The organism is Pantoea cypripedii, assembly GCF_002095535.1.
In the GTDB taxonomy this organism is placed as follows: Bacteria; Pseudomonadota; Gammaproteobacteria; order Enterobacterales; family Enterobacteriaceae; genus Pantoea; species Pantoea cypripedii.
The window spans coordinates 148619-162573 of sequence record NZ_MLJI01000002.1; the positions used below are offsets into that span (position 1 = coordinate 148619).

At 56.5% G+C, this 13955-nt stretch carries 16 protein-coding genes; 4 read left to right on the forward strand and 12 right to left on the reverse strand.

What is annotated here, in order from left to right:
• Positions 1-4 precede the first annotated feature (4 nt).
• From HA50_RS21750 to HA50_RS21770, 5 genes are read right to left on the reverse strand one after another with little or no spacing between them, the layout of a single operon-like run.
• Positions 5-787, reverse strand: coding sequence for a transporter substrate-binding domain-containing protein (locus HA50_RS21750; protein WP_084878929.1), 783 nt, complete (start codon positions 785-787; stop codon positions 5-7).
• Between the two features lie 18 nt (positions 788-805).
• Positions 806-1534: an amino acid ABC transporter ATP-binding protein gene (locus HA50_RS21755; protein WP_084878930.1), complete on the reverse strand. Its 729-nt coding sequence runs from the start codon at positions 1532-1534 to the stop codon at positions 806-808.
• Positions 1515-2171, reverse strand: a complete 657-nt coding sequence (locus tag HA50_RS21760) for an amino acid ABC transporter permease (RefSeq protein ID WP_084878931.1) — start codon at positions 2169-2171, stop codon at positions 1515-1517. Before HA50_RS21760 ends, HA50_RS21755 begins: the two co-directional genes overlap by 20 nt.
• A 2-nt stretch (positions 2172-2173) precedes the next feature.
• The gene (locus tag HA50_RS21765; protein WP_084878932.1) at positions 2174-2836 is read right to left on the reverse strand and encodes an amino acid ABC transporter permease; all 663 of its coding nucleotides are present in this window, start codon (positions 2834-2836) and stop codon (positions 2174-2176) included.
• Positions 2820-3347, reverse strand: coding sequence for a RidA family protein (locus HA50_RS21770; RefSeq protein ID WP_084878933.1), 528 nt, complete (start codon positions 3345-3347; stop codon positions 2820-2822). Before HA50_RS21770 ends, HA50_RS21765 begins: the two co-directional genes overlap by 17 nt.
• 280 nt (positions 3348-3627) lie before the next feature.
• On the opposite strand from HA50_RS21770, the gene HA50_RS21775 reads away from it, so the two are divergent.
• Positions 3628-4362 (forward strand): FadR/GntR family transcriptional regulator, encoded by a 735-nt coding sequence (locus HA50_RS21775; RefSeq protein WP_084878934.1) that lies wholly within the window; start codon positions 3628-3630, stop codon positions 4360-4362.
• 102 nt (positions 4363-4464) lie between these two features.
• Here the strand turns inward: HA50_RS21775 and HA50_RS31200 are convergent, their stop codons facing one another.
• Positions 4465-4617: a Hok/Gef family protein gene (locus tag HA50_RS31200; protein WP_244193632.1), complete on the reverse strand. Its 153-nt coding sequence runs from the start codon at positions 4615-4617 to the stop codon at positions 4465-4467.
• A gap of 402 nt (positions 4618-5019) precedes the next feature.
• On the opposite strand from HA50_RS31200, the gene parS reads away from it, so the two are divergent.
• The 3 genes from parS (at position 5020) to HA50_RS21790 (ending at position 7693) form a co-directional block, all read left to right on the forward strand.
• Entirely contained in the window at positions 5020-5463 is a 444-nt protein-coding gene (parS, locus tag HA50_RS21780; RefSeq protein WP_084878935.1) for a type II RES/Xre toxin-antitoxin system antitoxin, read from the forward strand.
• Positions 5460-5930, forward strand: a complete 471-nt coding sequence (locus HA50_RS21785; RefSeq protein WP_084878936.1) for an RES family NAD+ phosphorylase — start codon at positions 5460-5462, stop codon at positions 5928-5930. The genes parS and HA50_RS21785 overlap by 4 nt, the downstream gene beginning before the upstream one ends.
• Before the next feature lie 149 nt (positions 5931-6079).
• Positions 6080-7693, forward strand: a complete 1614-nt coding sequence (locus tag HA50_RS21790) for a dipeptide ABC transporter ATP-binding protein (RefSeq protein WP_084878937.1) — start codon at positions 6080-6082, stop codon at positions 7691-7693.
• Here the strand turns inward: HA50_RS21790 and HA50_RS21795 are convergent.
• From HA50_RS21795 to HA50_RS21820, 6 genes are all read right to left on the reverse strand, one after another.
• Positions 7679-8773: a hypothetical protein gene (locus HA50_RS21795; protein WP_084878938.1), complete on the reverse strand. Its 1095-nt coding sequence runs from the start codon at positions 8771-8773 to the stop codon at positions 7679-7681. The two genes, HA50_RS21790 and HA50_RS21795, sit on opposite strands and share 15 nt — an antisense overlap.
• Positions 8774-8859: 86 nt before the next feature.
• Positions 8860-9672 (reverse strand): sulfurtransferase, encoded by an 813-nt coding sequence (locus HA50_RS21800; RefSeq protein WP_084878939.1) that lies wholly within the window; start codon positions 9670-9672, stop codon positions 8860-8862.
• A complete protein-coding gene (locus HA50_RS21805; protein ID WP_084878940.1) occupies positions 9662-10633 on the reverse strand; it encodes an ornithine cyclodeaminase in 972 nt (323 codons plus the stop codon). Before HA50_RS21805 ends, HA50_RS21800 begins: the two co-directional genes overlap by 11 nt.
• The gene (locus tag HA50_RS21810; protein WP_084878941.1) at positions 10634-11632 is read right to left on the reverse strand and encodes a 1-aminocyclopropane-1-carboxylate deaminase/D-cysteine desulfhydrase; all 999 of its coding nucleotides are present in this window, start codon (positions 11630-11632) and stop codon (positions 10634-10636) included. It lies immediately after the preceding gene.
• On the reverse strand, positions 11616-13043 hold the full coding sequence (locus HA50_RS21815; protein WP_084878942.1) for a M20 family metallopeptidase: 1428 nt from the start codon (positions 13041-13043) through the stop codon (positions 11616-11618). The genes HA50_RS21810 and HA50_RS21815 overlap by 17 nt, the downstream gene beginning before the upstream one ends.
• The gene (locus tag HA50_RS21820; RefSeq protein ID WP_084878943.1) at positions 13040-13954 is read right to left on the reverse strand and encodes an ABC transporter permease; all 915 of its coding nucleotides are present in this window, start codon (positions 13952-13954) and stop codon (positions 13040-13042) included. The genes HA50_RS21815 and HA50_RS21820 overlap by 4 nt, the downstream gene beginning before the upstream one ends.
• Position 13955 lies beyond the last annotated feature (1 nt).

A 13955-nucleotide genomic window follows, 5' to 3' on the forward strand; every position in this document is an offset into this window, starting at 1 on the left:
CTGACTACTCCGACCTCAGATCGTTTTGTGCATCGTTAAACCATTTCTGGCGCAGTGCGGGCAGTTCCCCGTCCTGAGTGCTTTTATCGATAAACTGATTAATCGCCGCCATCAGCTCGGGCTGACCTGGGCGAATCGCGATATAAGCCGGGCTTTTACGCAGCAGGTATTTCAGCGCGATATGCTTCGACGGGTTCTCCTGCGCCACCTTTTGCGCAATCAGGTTGTTTTCGGCAAACATCGGTGCCTGACCCGCCAAAAATGCGCTGACGGCGGAGGCGGTATCTTCCAGCCGCAGATAGTTGCCCTGCGGGTTTTGGTCACTCAGCGTCAGGTCCGGCGTGGATCCCTTAGGTACGGCGATGGTGGCATTGCCGAGATCGCTCAGCTTATCGACTTTTTTCACGCTGTCGCCGCCATACACGCCGAGGTAAACCGCTGCATAAGGTTCAGAAAAATTCACCAGCTTGGCGCGTTCCGGGCTGGAGCCGAGTGCGGCTATCAGCACATCCACTTTGCGCGACATCAGGTAAGGAATGCGGTTGGCTCCGGTAACCTGCTGCAATTGCAGTTTAACGCCCATGTTGTCGGCCAGCTTCTGCGCCAGTTCCACATCCAGCCCGGTGGGTTTACCGGCGGCATCGGTGAAGCCCCAGGGGGCGGCATCAACGGTGGTGGCAACACGCAGCACACCACGGGATTTGATGTCATCCAGCGAACTGGCCTGCGCCAGCAGTGGCAGGGTACAGAGCGCGATCAGCGCCAGGGTTTTACCCATCATTTTCATGCGTTTTCTCCGGTGTAGTTAAGCGGGGGTTTGCACAAAGCGTTGTAATTCCGGGGTGCGGGGGGCACCAAACACCTCGGCTGGTGCGCCGCTTTCCCATACCTCGCCCTGATGCATAAAAATCACCTTGCTGGACACTTTGCGGGCAAAGGCCATTTCATGGGTGACGGCAATCATCGTCATGCCTTCTTTCGCCAGATCTTCCATGACCCGCAACACTTCACCCACCAGTTCCGGGTCCAGTGCCGAGGTGGCTTCATCAAACAACATCACTTCAGGCGACATCGCCAGCGCACGGGCAATGGCGACACGCTGTTGCTGTCCTCCTGACAGGGAAGAGGGGAAAGCATCGCGCTTCTGTCCCAGTCCGACCTGCTCCAGCAGACGTTTTGCCAGCGCCGGGGCTTCCGCTTTGGTTATGCGCCGGGTCAATAGCGGTGCCAGCGTCACGTTCTCCGCCGCCGTCAGGTGGGGAAACAGGTTGAAACTCTGGAACACCATGCCTACGTTCTGGCGGAGTTTTTGCAACTCGGCAGCGCTGCCGCCCACCTGTAAGCCACCCACGTGGATGGTGCCGCTGTCCGGTTGCTCCAGCCCGTTAATACAGCGCAGCAGGGTGCTTTTACCGGAACCACTTTTGCCAATAATGGTGACGATATCGCCACGTTCGACAGTGGTGGTGATACCCCGCAGAACTTCGTTTTGCCCAAAGCTTTTCTTAACTGCATCAATGACGACCAGCGACATGGAAACGAGCCTCCAGTTGAAGGGAAAGTCGCGCCAGCGGAAAACACAGCGCGAAATAACAGAGCGCCACCAGCAGGTAAATCACCAGTGGTTGCAGGGTTGACCCACTGACTATCTGACCGGAACGGGTCAGCTCGACGAAGCCCACCAGCGCAGCCAGTGAGGTGTTTTTGATCAGTTGTACCGAGAAACCGACCGTCGGAGGCAGTGACAGACGAAACGCCTGCGGCAGGATGACGGTACGCAGCATTTGCAGCCGCGAGATCCCCAGTGACAGCGAGGCTTCCCACTGTCCCTTCGGCACCGCCATGATGCTTCCGCGCCAGATTTCCCCGAGAAATGCGCCTGCGGACAATGAAAAAGCGATCAGGGCGGCGGTAAAGGAACTGACATCAATACCGAGAAACATTGGCGTACCGAAAAACAGCAGGAACAACATGCCCAGCAGCGGAATGCCCTGAATCAGTTCGACATAAAACCAGGCGATGCCCTGTAACCAGCGCTGATGGGAAGTGCGTGCCATGGCGACCAGCAGCCCGATCACCGCACCACAGGCAAAGGTGGATAGCGCCAGCAACAGCGTCCAGCGCAGGGCGCTGATGATCATCCAGATATCATGAAGAGAAATACCGCGCATGCTTACCTCCGCGCCTGAAAGCGATACCAAACGATACGCAGCAGCACTTTCATCAGGCTGACGGCAAAAAAGTAGAGGCCGCAAATCAGCAGATAGATTTCAAAGCTGCGAAAGGTACGTGAATCGACGAAACTGCCGCTGTGGAAGATCTCTTCCACGCCAATCTGCGAAATCAGGCTGGTGCCAATCAGCGTCAGCACCATCTGGCTGGCCAGTGCCGGGAAGACGTTCTGCATCGCCGGTAATGTCAGCACATGCGAGATGATTTGCCGCTTCGACAGACCCAACGCTTCACCCGCCTCAGTTAAGCCGCGTGGCAGAGAGAGAAAACCGGCACGTAAAATCTCCGTCATATAAGCCCCGCAATACAGCGACAGGGCGATAATGCCCGCCACCGGTGGCGAAAGATGCAGCCCGAGGCTGGGCAGGCCGAAGTAGATCAAGAACAGCTGCACCAGCGATGGCGTGTTGCGGAAAAACTCCACATAGCAGCGCACCAGCCGCCGCCAGGCAGGGCGGGCATAGATCAGCGTCAATGCGCAGACCGCCCCCAGCATCAGTCCGAACAGGATCGATAACAGGGCATAGATGGCGGTCTCCATCAGCCCCTTTGCCAGCACGCCGGTATAGGGTTGCAGTGCGGCAAAATCAAAGACGTAATCCATCGGCAACCCCCTCCTCCAGTTCGAAAATGGCTTCAATTTCCACCGTCTGGTTTTGCGGCAGCGAACCGGCACCAATGGCTGAACGGGCACCCCGGCCAATCTGCTCACCAAACACCTGAACAAACAGATCGGAACAGCCATTGATCACTTGTGGGTGTTGTTTGAATACCTCATGGGCATTGACCCAGCCCAGTAGCTTGACCACGCTTTTGACGGCTCCGAGATCGCCGGTTGCCTGACGCGCCACCGCCAGTAAATTCAGGCCAGTCAGACGTGCGTGGTAGTAGGCATCTTCTACACTGACCTCACTGCCAACTTTACCGGTGTAGAGATGGCCATTGGCTTCCAGTGGCCCCTGTCCGGAGAGATAAAGAAAATTGCCAAACAACCGCCAGGTGACAAAATTTGCCACCGGGGTCGGTACCGGCGGTAACTCAATGCCCAACGCCAGCAGATGGCCGCTTAAGCGACATTCAGCGGGAGAGAATGGCGTTGCGATGGATGTGTTCATTTTTTGCCCTGAGTGTGTTTTTTCGGCATTATGAACATGCTGGTTTTTAATGGTCAACCATTATGGTTAACCAATAAGTAAGATGTATGGCCGATTTGTGAGACGGTTCACGTTAAAGCCGGATAACAGCAGGGTGGCATGATAAGTAAAGGATCTGGCTGGAAATAATGACATGGCGCGGGCCTAAAACGTTGCTCGCCGTGACGCCAATCTCAGGCTATAATCGCCGCCAGCTGACCAAATTGGTCAGCCATTTACAGGTATTTTCAGGAGTCGCCGGATGAACAGCACTGATGACATCTCTCAGCGTATTGTCGGTCACGATAAAACCGCTGCGGTAAGCGTTTATCGTTCCATAATGCAGGCCATCCGCGATGGGGATCTGAAAGCGGGTGATAAGTTGCCCAATGAGCGTGAGCTGGCGCGCCGCTTTGATACTTCCCGCAGCACCATTCGTAACGTGCTGGCCATGATGTCTACCCAGGGGTTGGTAACGCGTAAAGTCGGCAGCGGATCTTACTTATCCGATAACCTGCAAAACCAGCTGAATGATGCCGATCGTCCGGTGGCCGCCTGGCATAAAGAAGTCCCGACCTACAGCGAGATCCTGGAAGGTCGCCTGCTGTTTGAACCGATGATGATGCAGCTGGTCACGGCGCGTGCGACAGAGGAAGACTTCACCAAAATGCGCCACCATTTGCAGGGCATTCGCGAGGCTCAGGAGTGGCTGCTGTATAAAGAACATATTTATGCGGTGCACCAGGCGATGTTTGCGGCTACCCGCAACCGCTTTCTGATCCAGATTTTCGATAACGTTATCGCTGACCGGCGGGCGGTGCAGTATGACGGACAACATTCACTGCACTCGGCGGTTAATGAGATTGTGCGCGAGCAGACGCTGCGCGAGCTGACGCCGCTGGTGGAAGCACTGGAAGCCCGCGACGGTAAGCTGGCCCAGAAACGCGCGGATGATTACTTTACCCGTATTCTCGCCTCGCTGAGTGTTTACGGTTAACCACAGGACTGGCCGCCTGAAGTGAGCGGGAAAAGAAGGGTGCCTGAGAGCCCGTGCCTGACAACAACCGGAACGGCGGGATCGCTCCCGCCGCGGTGACCCTTACCTGATAGATTCACAGGCCATCGAAACAGCCACCTCCACGAAGTGGGCGCGAAAGCGTATCTCACAGAGATCCTTGCGCGTGCCCAGTATGACGGCGGTTACCGCCATGATCATAAAGGAGGCGAATAGCATCGCCGTAAACTGTTTCATGGTTGCTTCTCCTTCTTGCCTTGCGGCGCGTAAGAGGCTACCTTTATGTTGTCTAGGCATAAAGGGGGCCTCAGGTTGATGAAAATCTCCTGGGGCTTTTCTCTTTCTGCCGTCAGCCATGCTTAAGACAGAAAGTCTCAAGCACCCGCCGCAAGTCTACGCTGTGCCGCCCGATACTACAATTCTGCTAATGAGTAACTCGATGATGTAATAACGCTGAGGTTTTGGGATTTTATCCTTTTAAATCAGTGATAAAGGTTGTTTTTATACCTGAATCGGGCGGGGAAGAACGGTGCCTGAGAGTCGCGCCCGATAACAACCGGAACAGGTTCACTGCAGATGCTGATATTTGCACGTCAATTACCATGTGGATATAATGAAAGTACCAAATGGAGGCTTACGATGAAAACATTTAGCTTATCCACGACTCAGGCCAGACCGCTCCGCTTATGGCAAGTGGCCGGGTTAAACAATTCTGATGGTGTGGCGCTGTTGGGGCAGATTAGTGAAGGTCTTGATGGCAAGGTGGCTAACCTGATCACTGACTGGGCGAAGATAACACAAAACGATCTGCGTAAAATGTCCGGCATTCCATCAACGACGTTTAGTCGCAGCGTGAAAGCGCGATTCAGCGCTGAGCAAAGTGAACGACTGGTGCGTATCATCCGCGTTATTGATCGGGCGGTAGAATTGTTCGAAGGTGATAAGGAAGAGGCTCAAAAATGGTTGAATGAGCCAAACAGAGCGTTGAGCTGGAAAGTCCCGGCAGAACTGATGGCATCCGAAACCGGGGCTTATGAGGTCATGAAATTGATCACACGCCTGGAGCATGGGGTTTATTCTTGATTCTCTATCGGCTGACCAAGACAAAGTATCTTTCTACAGCCTGGACGGGATACGGAGCAAAAGAGGCCGGAGGTCGATGGAACAGCGTTGGCATTCCGATGGTTTATGTATCAGAAACCGCATCGCTTACCATGCTGGAGACACTGGTACATCTACATGCGGCGCAGATCCTGGAGTATTTCACTCTATTGCGCATCAATGTGCCTGATGACCAAATGCAGAGTGCCGATATGGACGAACTGCCAGCTAACTGGGCCGATGAGGATGCACCGCTGGAGTTGGCCCTATACGGTGATGCCTGGTGTTTTACCAAAAGCTCAATAGCGTTGCGTGTCCCCAGTGCTTTATCGCCTGTGGAGTATAATTACCTGTTAAACCCAGAACACCCGGATTACTACGCGATCATTCAGAAGGCAGAAGCTATTCCGTTCCAATTTGATAGTCGGTTAAAACCTGATCGTAAATAACGTATATAGATGGCTACGGGATTCGCCCAAGGTCAGAGAAAAAAGTTGGCCGTTATATCCTTAATCCCTTTATCATAACCTAACGTTCTTGTTGGCTTTTCTCTCAGGATATATCCTGTATCTTTCTGCTTTTTCGGATCTATTGCCTTATGAACGCAGCCACGCGCCTGCTCTCTGTCGAACACCTCAGTCTGGCAACGCATGACCACCGTGTGCTGGTGGAGGATGTGTCTTTCCATCTCGATCAGCGGGAAATTGTGGCGCTGGTGGGGGAATCGGGTTCCGGTAAGACGCTCACCTCGCTGGCGCTAATGAACCTGCTGCCTGCAAAGGTCCTGCAAACCGCAGGAACGTTGCGCTTTCAGGACGAGGTGCTGGATGCGCGACGCATTGCCTCGCTGCGTGGTTGCCGTATCGCTACCGTGTTTCAGGAACCGATGACCAGCATGAACCCGACGCTGCGCATCGGTGAACAGATTGCTGAGGTGCTGGTGCGCCATCGGCAGTTCAGCTGGAAGCAGGCACAGCGTGAAGCCATAGCACTGCTCGACCGGGTGGGCATCGTCAATCCTCAGCAACGGGCGCGACAATATATTCATCAGCTCTCGGGGGGGATGCGCCAGCGTGTGATGATTGCCAGTGCCATCAGCGGACAACCTGACGTGCTGATTGCTGATGAACCCACCACCGCGCTCGACGTCACTATTCAGGTACAAATCCTGTCGCTGTTGCAGGAATTGCAGCAGGAAATGGGGATGGGCATGTTGCTGATCACCCACGATCTCTCCGTGGTGGCACGCTATGCCCATCGGGTCTGCGTGATGCAACAGGGACGTCTGGTTGAGCAGGGGGATGTGGTCAGCACACTTGGCACGCCAGCACATCCTTATACGCGCAAGCTGATTGATGCGTCGCTGTCTCATCTTCCCCTGGTGGCCTCCGTTCGTGAGAGCCAGACGCCATTGCTGGTACTCAACAACATTTGTAAAAGCTATCCGATGCCAGGCCGGTTGCCGCTGTGGCCAGCCAGACGCCAGACGGTACTGCATCCTACCAGCTTGCAAATCCAGCCGGGGGAGATCGTCGGTCTGATTGGTGAGTCTGGCTCGGGGAAAACCACCCTGGGTAGCGCGGCGATTGGGCTGATTGAAGCTGACAGTGGTGAAGTCGAGTTTCAGGGTCAACGTCTGCAGGGGCGGCAGCTCAGTAAGTTGCGCCGTCATGCGCAGATCATTTTCCAGGATCCCTATGCCAGTCTGAATCCGAAAATAACGGTCGGGGAACAGATTGCTGAACCGCTGCGCGTCTGGCAATTACGCCACGGTAAGGGCATTGAGGCGCGCGTCAATGAGTTGCTGGAGCTGGTGGGATTAAAGCCGGAACACGCCAGCCGCCTGCCTGGTGCGTTTTCCGGTGGTCAGCGTCAGCGTATCGCCATTGCCCGCGCACTGGCGATGGAACCAAAACTGCTGGTGGCGGATGAAGCGGTCGCCGCGCTTGATCTCTCGGTGCGCGGCCAGGTCCTTGCGCTGTTCAGCGAGTTACGGGAAAAGCTGGGTTTGTCGGTGTTGTTTATCAGTCACGATCTCAGTGCGGTACAGCAGCTTTGTGATCGGGTGGTGGTGATGTACCACGGTCGAATCGTGGAAGCGGGTGCCACCGCCAGTGTGGTTGGGGATCCGCAGGAGAGTTACACCCGCCAGTTGCTGGCAGCCGCACCCAACATTCAGCAGGCACTGGCCGGGCGATCAGCGTCGCGGTGACGGGGGAGTGACGTGGAACGTCGCTTCCCGGTAAAAAATGCTATTCAGCTGGTCATCGCGATAGGTTTGTATTTGCGCCAGTTCTAATCTGGCGCGTTGTTTTTGGTGTTCCTCCGCGCTCAGTTGGAGTTGTTGCACGGCGTGAGTCTGGAACACTTTATTAATATCGTAATTTGAAGCGAATAAGGCCCATTCAAGAAATGGGTCTTCATTGCTTTCAATATCCTGTCTGATGACAGACTGCACAGCGTCTTCAATCTGCACCACAATGGTCAATCGACGCTTCAGGATAGAGAGATCCCCCTCATCGAGATGGCGATTATGTTCCAGGATGTCGTCAATATCACGCATGCTGACCCGGATACCAAGGGTTAACTTTGCCAGAAATTCCTGCTCAGCTTTATCAATGTATTCACTGACTATTGCGGAACGCTGATCTTCAGCCAGGACTAATCGGGTCCGGGTTTCTGCTATTTCATGCTGCATACGTTGTAAGCGAGGATGACAAGGTTCCGGGGAGTGATGTTCACCCTGAGGCGCAACTGGTGGCATAGCCTGGATGATTTCCTGCCTGAATGTATGCTGGTCAATGGCTAGCAGTAACCGGCAGAGCGGATTCTTCGCGACTTTCACCCGCAGAACATTGTAATTGTTCTCGGTCGTCAGCGGCGGCGTGCCTGCTTCGGCTAATATCTTTTTCAACTCCTGTACCCACTTTCCTGCCTTTGGGTATTCACGGTCCATGGCACGGATAAATGCCGCTTCGCTGGCAATGTCGGCAACGGTAAATGAGGGTGTGCCAGCCGCTGATGTTTCGCCTTCAGTCAAAATGGCAGTGACGATTTTTTCCAGCGTGTTGTTTAACTCGGGGGAATGCGGTTTTCCGGGGCGATAAGGATAATCACTGATGCAGGATTGCAGCGTTTTCAGCACCGCTTCACCTGCTTTGGTGGCGATGCTGGATGCGTGGTGATGACACGTATTGTGTATTTGCACGATACGGGTGAGACGGATTTCTGGCTGTTCAGCAGAAGCGCTATTAAGCGGCTGCGGGCCAGATGAAGATGAGACAATCGACATTTGTTCCTCCCTGAATACCAATATCGGGCCTATTACACCCTGGTCAGGACAGGAAAAAATCGATGCCGATCGCCTTTCACGGGAATTCAGGGGAGCAGGGGTAGCTCGTCGTGTTCTGCCCATTCATGCCAGGATCCGACATAAATAGCAACATTGTCATAGCCAGCCATTTTGAGCGCCGCCAGCACTGTGGCTGCACGCGCGCCGCGATGGCAATAAACCTGCAACTGCGCTTCGCGTGGCAGACCCGCAGCTTCAGCACGGCGGGCAATTTCCGCGACGGGCAGAAAGTGACCATTCTCCACCACATCTTCCCAGAACAGCAGCACTGAGTGCGGAATACGTCCGGCGCGATGACAACATTCATGTACAAAGCTGCCATCAAATTCAGTCGGGCGACGTGCATCAACGTTAATCACCCTGATACCATCGGCGGCAATAACCTGCTGACGGCTACTGGCCCAGCGTTTTTCCCAGCGAACCGGCGGCAAAGCCGTTTTTTGCGTGACGGTGTAACTTAACCCTTCGCCGGGTTGCAGTCCATAGCCTGCCGCTATCCAGGCATTGATACCGCCATCAAGGATTAATGCATCATCCCGGCCCAGCAGCCAGGCAAACCAGGCTCCGCGCGGCGATCGCATTCCGACCTGCTGTTCGAAAAACACCGGTGTCGCGGCCGGATCAGCCGCAAACAAAGGCTGGAGTGCTGCCGAGGCTTCGGCGGCCATTTTCTCCAGCCCCTCCGGTGTGCAATCTGCAATAAAGTAGTCGTAAACGTTACAGTGCTGAGCATCAGGTAGCGTGGCGGATTGCCACTCTCCCACGTCGCGAACATCAATCAGCAGGAAATGTTCCCCGCGCGACTTTCTCATTCCCAGCTCACTGGCGTTAATGATCATCCGCGACTCCGTTAAACAGGGGGTGTAGCGTTCCCAGTTGCTGTTGCTCTGCGGCCGCCAGTACGCGGGCGGCAAGGGCGATATCAAACACATTCAACCCGAAGGAGGAGAAATACACGCTGTCATCGGCAGCAGGTCGCCAGCCATCGATCACCAGCGTTTCCAGTGTGGCGGCCACGTCCTGTGCGGCAAACTCACCTGCGCGGTACATCTGAAACAGGCTTTTCGCACTGCGCTGCGCAAAATCGCCCCAGGCATCTACCACCACCTGGCTACTGGCCTTAATCGCGGCAAAACTCACTTCGTGATAACCCACCTGGACGATCAACCGGCCAGGTTGTACCGCGCAGGCATCGACGAACGGTTGTGCGGCACTGGTGCAGGTAATCACCGCGTCATAGGGGCGAGCCAATGCGGCGGCGAGATCGGGTTCTGGTGTGATAGTGGATAAGCTGGCAATTTTTTCCGGCGTGCGATTCCACATGCCGATCTGCGTAAGAGCAGGAAACAGATGTTGCAACATGCGTAGATGCGCTTGTGCGTGCAAACCCGCTCCCAGCAGTAATACGCGTTGTACCGGGCGCGGGGCAGCATAGTGCAGCGCCAGCGCCGTTACCGCGGCTGTGCGCGCAGCCGTTAATGCACCACTGGCCAGCAGACCACGGGGGATGCCGGTTTGCGCATCGTTGATCAGCGTCACCGCCAGCGCGGCGGGTAACGCATCAGGGCGCTGCGGGCGATGTGCAGTCCACTTCACACCCGCAGCGTTAAAGTGTCCGCCAACCCTGGCGGGGAGTGCATAGGCTTTACCGAGCGGAGTGGCGAGGTCAATATGATTCTCGGCGGGCATGTGTGCCTCGCCGGAACGCATTAACCCGATCACCGCCCGGACATCCGCCAGCGCCAGCGCAGGATCGTCTCCCCCCAGCAGCGCGACGGTTGCTTCATCCAGCACGCGCATTTACTGCTCCAGCAGCCGGTCGGCGAAAGGATAAAGGGCCGGGGAACCGCCGCAATGCACGAAAGTGACGCGGGATCCCCGGGGAATACGCCCCTGTTCAACCAGCGACAGTAATCCGTGCATCGCTTTACCGGTGTAGACCGGATCGAGCAACACACCTTCCTGCTGTGCCAGCTGATAAATGGCGTCGATACCGCCCGCAGACGGGATACCGTAAGCTTCCCCCACGTAGCCGTCCTCTATCCAGATGTCTTCCGGTTGCCAGCGTTGCGGCCATTGCAGCAGATCGGCACAATCCTGCGCCATGCCTGAAATGCGTGGCTGGAACCACTCTGCTTTGGCACTGACGCTGATACCGATAACCTGCGTTTGCGGCCAGTAACGACGGGTGCCGACATGCAGCCCGGCGAGGGTGCCGCCAGAACCGGTGGGGGCAATGATAAAGTCCGGTGCCGGTTCGTCGCGTTCAGCCAGTTGTGCGCTGATTTCCTCGACCGCACGGACATAACCCAGTGCGCCGAGCGGTGTCGCACCGCCCAGCGGGATGATCATCGGCTTCTCACCGCGTGCGGTAGCCGCATCGGCGTGGGCCTGCATCGCCCCTTCAATCTGGGTGAAGTAGCCATCCGGGTCGAGAAACTGCACCTCGGCCCCAAATAGCTTGTCGAGCAGCAGATTGCCCTGCCAGCTGGCGGGGGGATTGCCACGCAGGACCAGCACCGGACGCATACCAAACTTACGCGCCGCCGCTGCGACCATGCGGGCGTGGTTTGACTGATGTCCTCCGGTGGTGATCACTACGTTGACGCCCGCCTGGCAGGCTTCTGCCATCAGGTACTCCAGCTTGCGGACCTTATTGCCGCCGCCGCCGAAGCCGCTGTAATCATCGCGTTTGATCGTGAAAGAAATTCCCAACGCCTCCCCGAGCCGGGGTAGCGGCTCAAGCGGCGTTGGGAAAAACCCCAACGGAACGCGTTTAAACTCATCGACTGTCTTCATGGTTGTTACCTGTAATATTTTGTTTTGGTACTTCTCTGGTGTTTCCCTGGTGTGGCGCGACCCGGCCAAAGGCCGGATCATTGAATGCGGTGAGCCACAGGCTCAGTGACTGCTGGAAGCGTTCCAGCCCGGTCAGCGTGACAAACTCGTTCACGGCATGGGCGTTGCCGCCGTGGCCCAGCCCGCCAATCAGAAAGGCGGGCGCAATGGCGGCGAAGGCGTAGGCAGGGGCGCAGCCCGGCGCCCACGGCCAGATTTGTGGCTCCGCTCCCAGCGTCTGATAGCTGGCAATCAACTCATCAACGCCGCGTGCATGGCGGCGGAAGCGGGTACCGGGATAGCGATCCAATAACTCAAGCGTGGTGCCGGAGAGATCCGGTTGCGCGAGACGCTGCTGCGCGGCGCTAATCATCGCATCCTGATCAAAATCAGGCGGGATGCGGAAGGCCAGTTCGGCACTGGCGCAATAAGGGATGACCCCACGTCCGCCGGTGGGATCGCTGTGTAACTCGGCCAGCGTCAGCACTGCGCTGCCCAGCAGCGTTTGCAGGCAGGTGACGGTGTCACCTTCAATCATCAGGCGCTGACTGCGGCGAAAGCGTAATTCGTCATCAATACTGAATGACTGCGCCAGTGTGGTCAGCAACCCGGTAGCTTCTTCATCAGGTGCGATATAGCCGAGCACGCCGCTCTGGCTGGCGGGTGCGATGGCATCCAGCGCCTGCACCAGACGCCAGGCAGGGTTGGCAATCCAGCCAGCATTGCTGGCATGAATGGCAGAAGAAGGTCCACCCCAGTCACCACCGGTAACGCTTAAGCGTCCGTTAGCGAGACCGGTAAAGCCAAGATAGACGCGGGGCGCGCCGCCACCATATTCACAAAGTGACGGAAACAACACCGCCTCTGCAGGCGAAACGGGACAGGGTTGTTGCGCGAGGTAACGCCGCAGCGTGCCACTGCCGATTTCCTCTTCACCTTCCAGCAGGATTTCCAGGTTGAAAGCGAGTTGCTGGTCCTGCAACAGTTCGCGCAGCAGGATCAGCATTGCCGCGACCGGCCCCTTGTTATTCTCAGCACCGCGTCCGACAAAGACATCGCCCAGCTCGTCCCAGTGGCAAACGCCACCCGTGAACGGCGGTACATCCCAGCCTGCGTCATCGGCAGGCATCACGTCGTACATGTTGTAGAGCACCACGGTTTTGCTGGCACCGGTATCGATGCGCACATGTACCACGGGTGGGGTGTCGGCGGGTTGTGTGTTAACCGGATAGATGGCCGTTGCGTGCAGCTGCTCCACCATCCAGCTTTCCAGCCATGCGGCAAGACCGCGCTGTGCCGCAAGCTGACCCGCCACGCTTGGCCAGCACGTTAACTCACTCAGCAGGTCTAAAGTGGCGGCAAGTCGGCTCACAGACGGATCCTCGGGTTAAGCACCAGATACAGCAGGTCGATCAGCAAATTGATCACCACAAACACCAGCGCGGCCAGCAGCACGATGGCCTGTACCAGCGGGAAGTCGCGGTTCTGAATCGCCTGAATCGCCAGACGACCGATCCCCGGCCAGGCAAAGATAATTTCTGTCACCAGCGCACCGCCAAGTAGCGAGGCAAAATACATGCCCTGCACGGTAATCACCGGAATCAGCGCATTACGCAACCCATGCCGTACCACGATGCGCCAGGCGCTCAGCCCTTTGGCCCGCGCGGTACGGATATAATCCTGTTGCAGCACATCCAGCAGACTGGCGCGGGTCAGACGCGCGACGGCGCTCATATAAAACGCTCCCAGGCTGATGGCGGGCATAATCAGCGCGGCAAAACTGCCGTAGCCACTGGATGGCAGCCATTGCAGATGGAGGCTGAAGAATAAAATCATCAGCAGCCCCAGCCAGAACACCGGCACGGCCTGGCCGCTAAAGGCCACCAGGCGGCAAAGCAAATCCCAGAAGCTGTGTGGTCGCAGGGCGCTGACGATGCCCAGCAGCAGACCGAGTAACGAACTCCAGGCCAGTGCACTGACAGCCAGCAGGGCGGTGGCGGGCAACCGCTCGCCAATCAGCGCCAGTACCGGCTGGCTGTAGCGCAGCGATTCACCGAAATCACCCTGAAGCACACCGCTCAGGTAATGACCGTACTGCCACAGCAGCGGACGATCGAAGCCCATGCTGTGACGAAAGTTAGCGATTTCCTGCTGGCTGGAACCCGGCGGCATCATCAACGCTGCCGGATCGCCGGTAAGATGCAGGCTGAAGAAAATCAGCAGCGATACCCCCAGCAACACCAGCACCGACTGACCGAGGCGGTTGATTAAAATGTTCAGCATT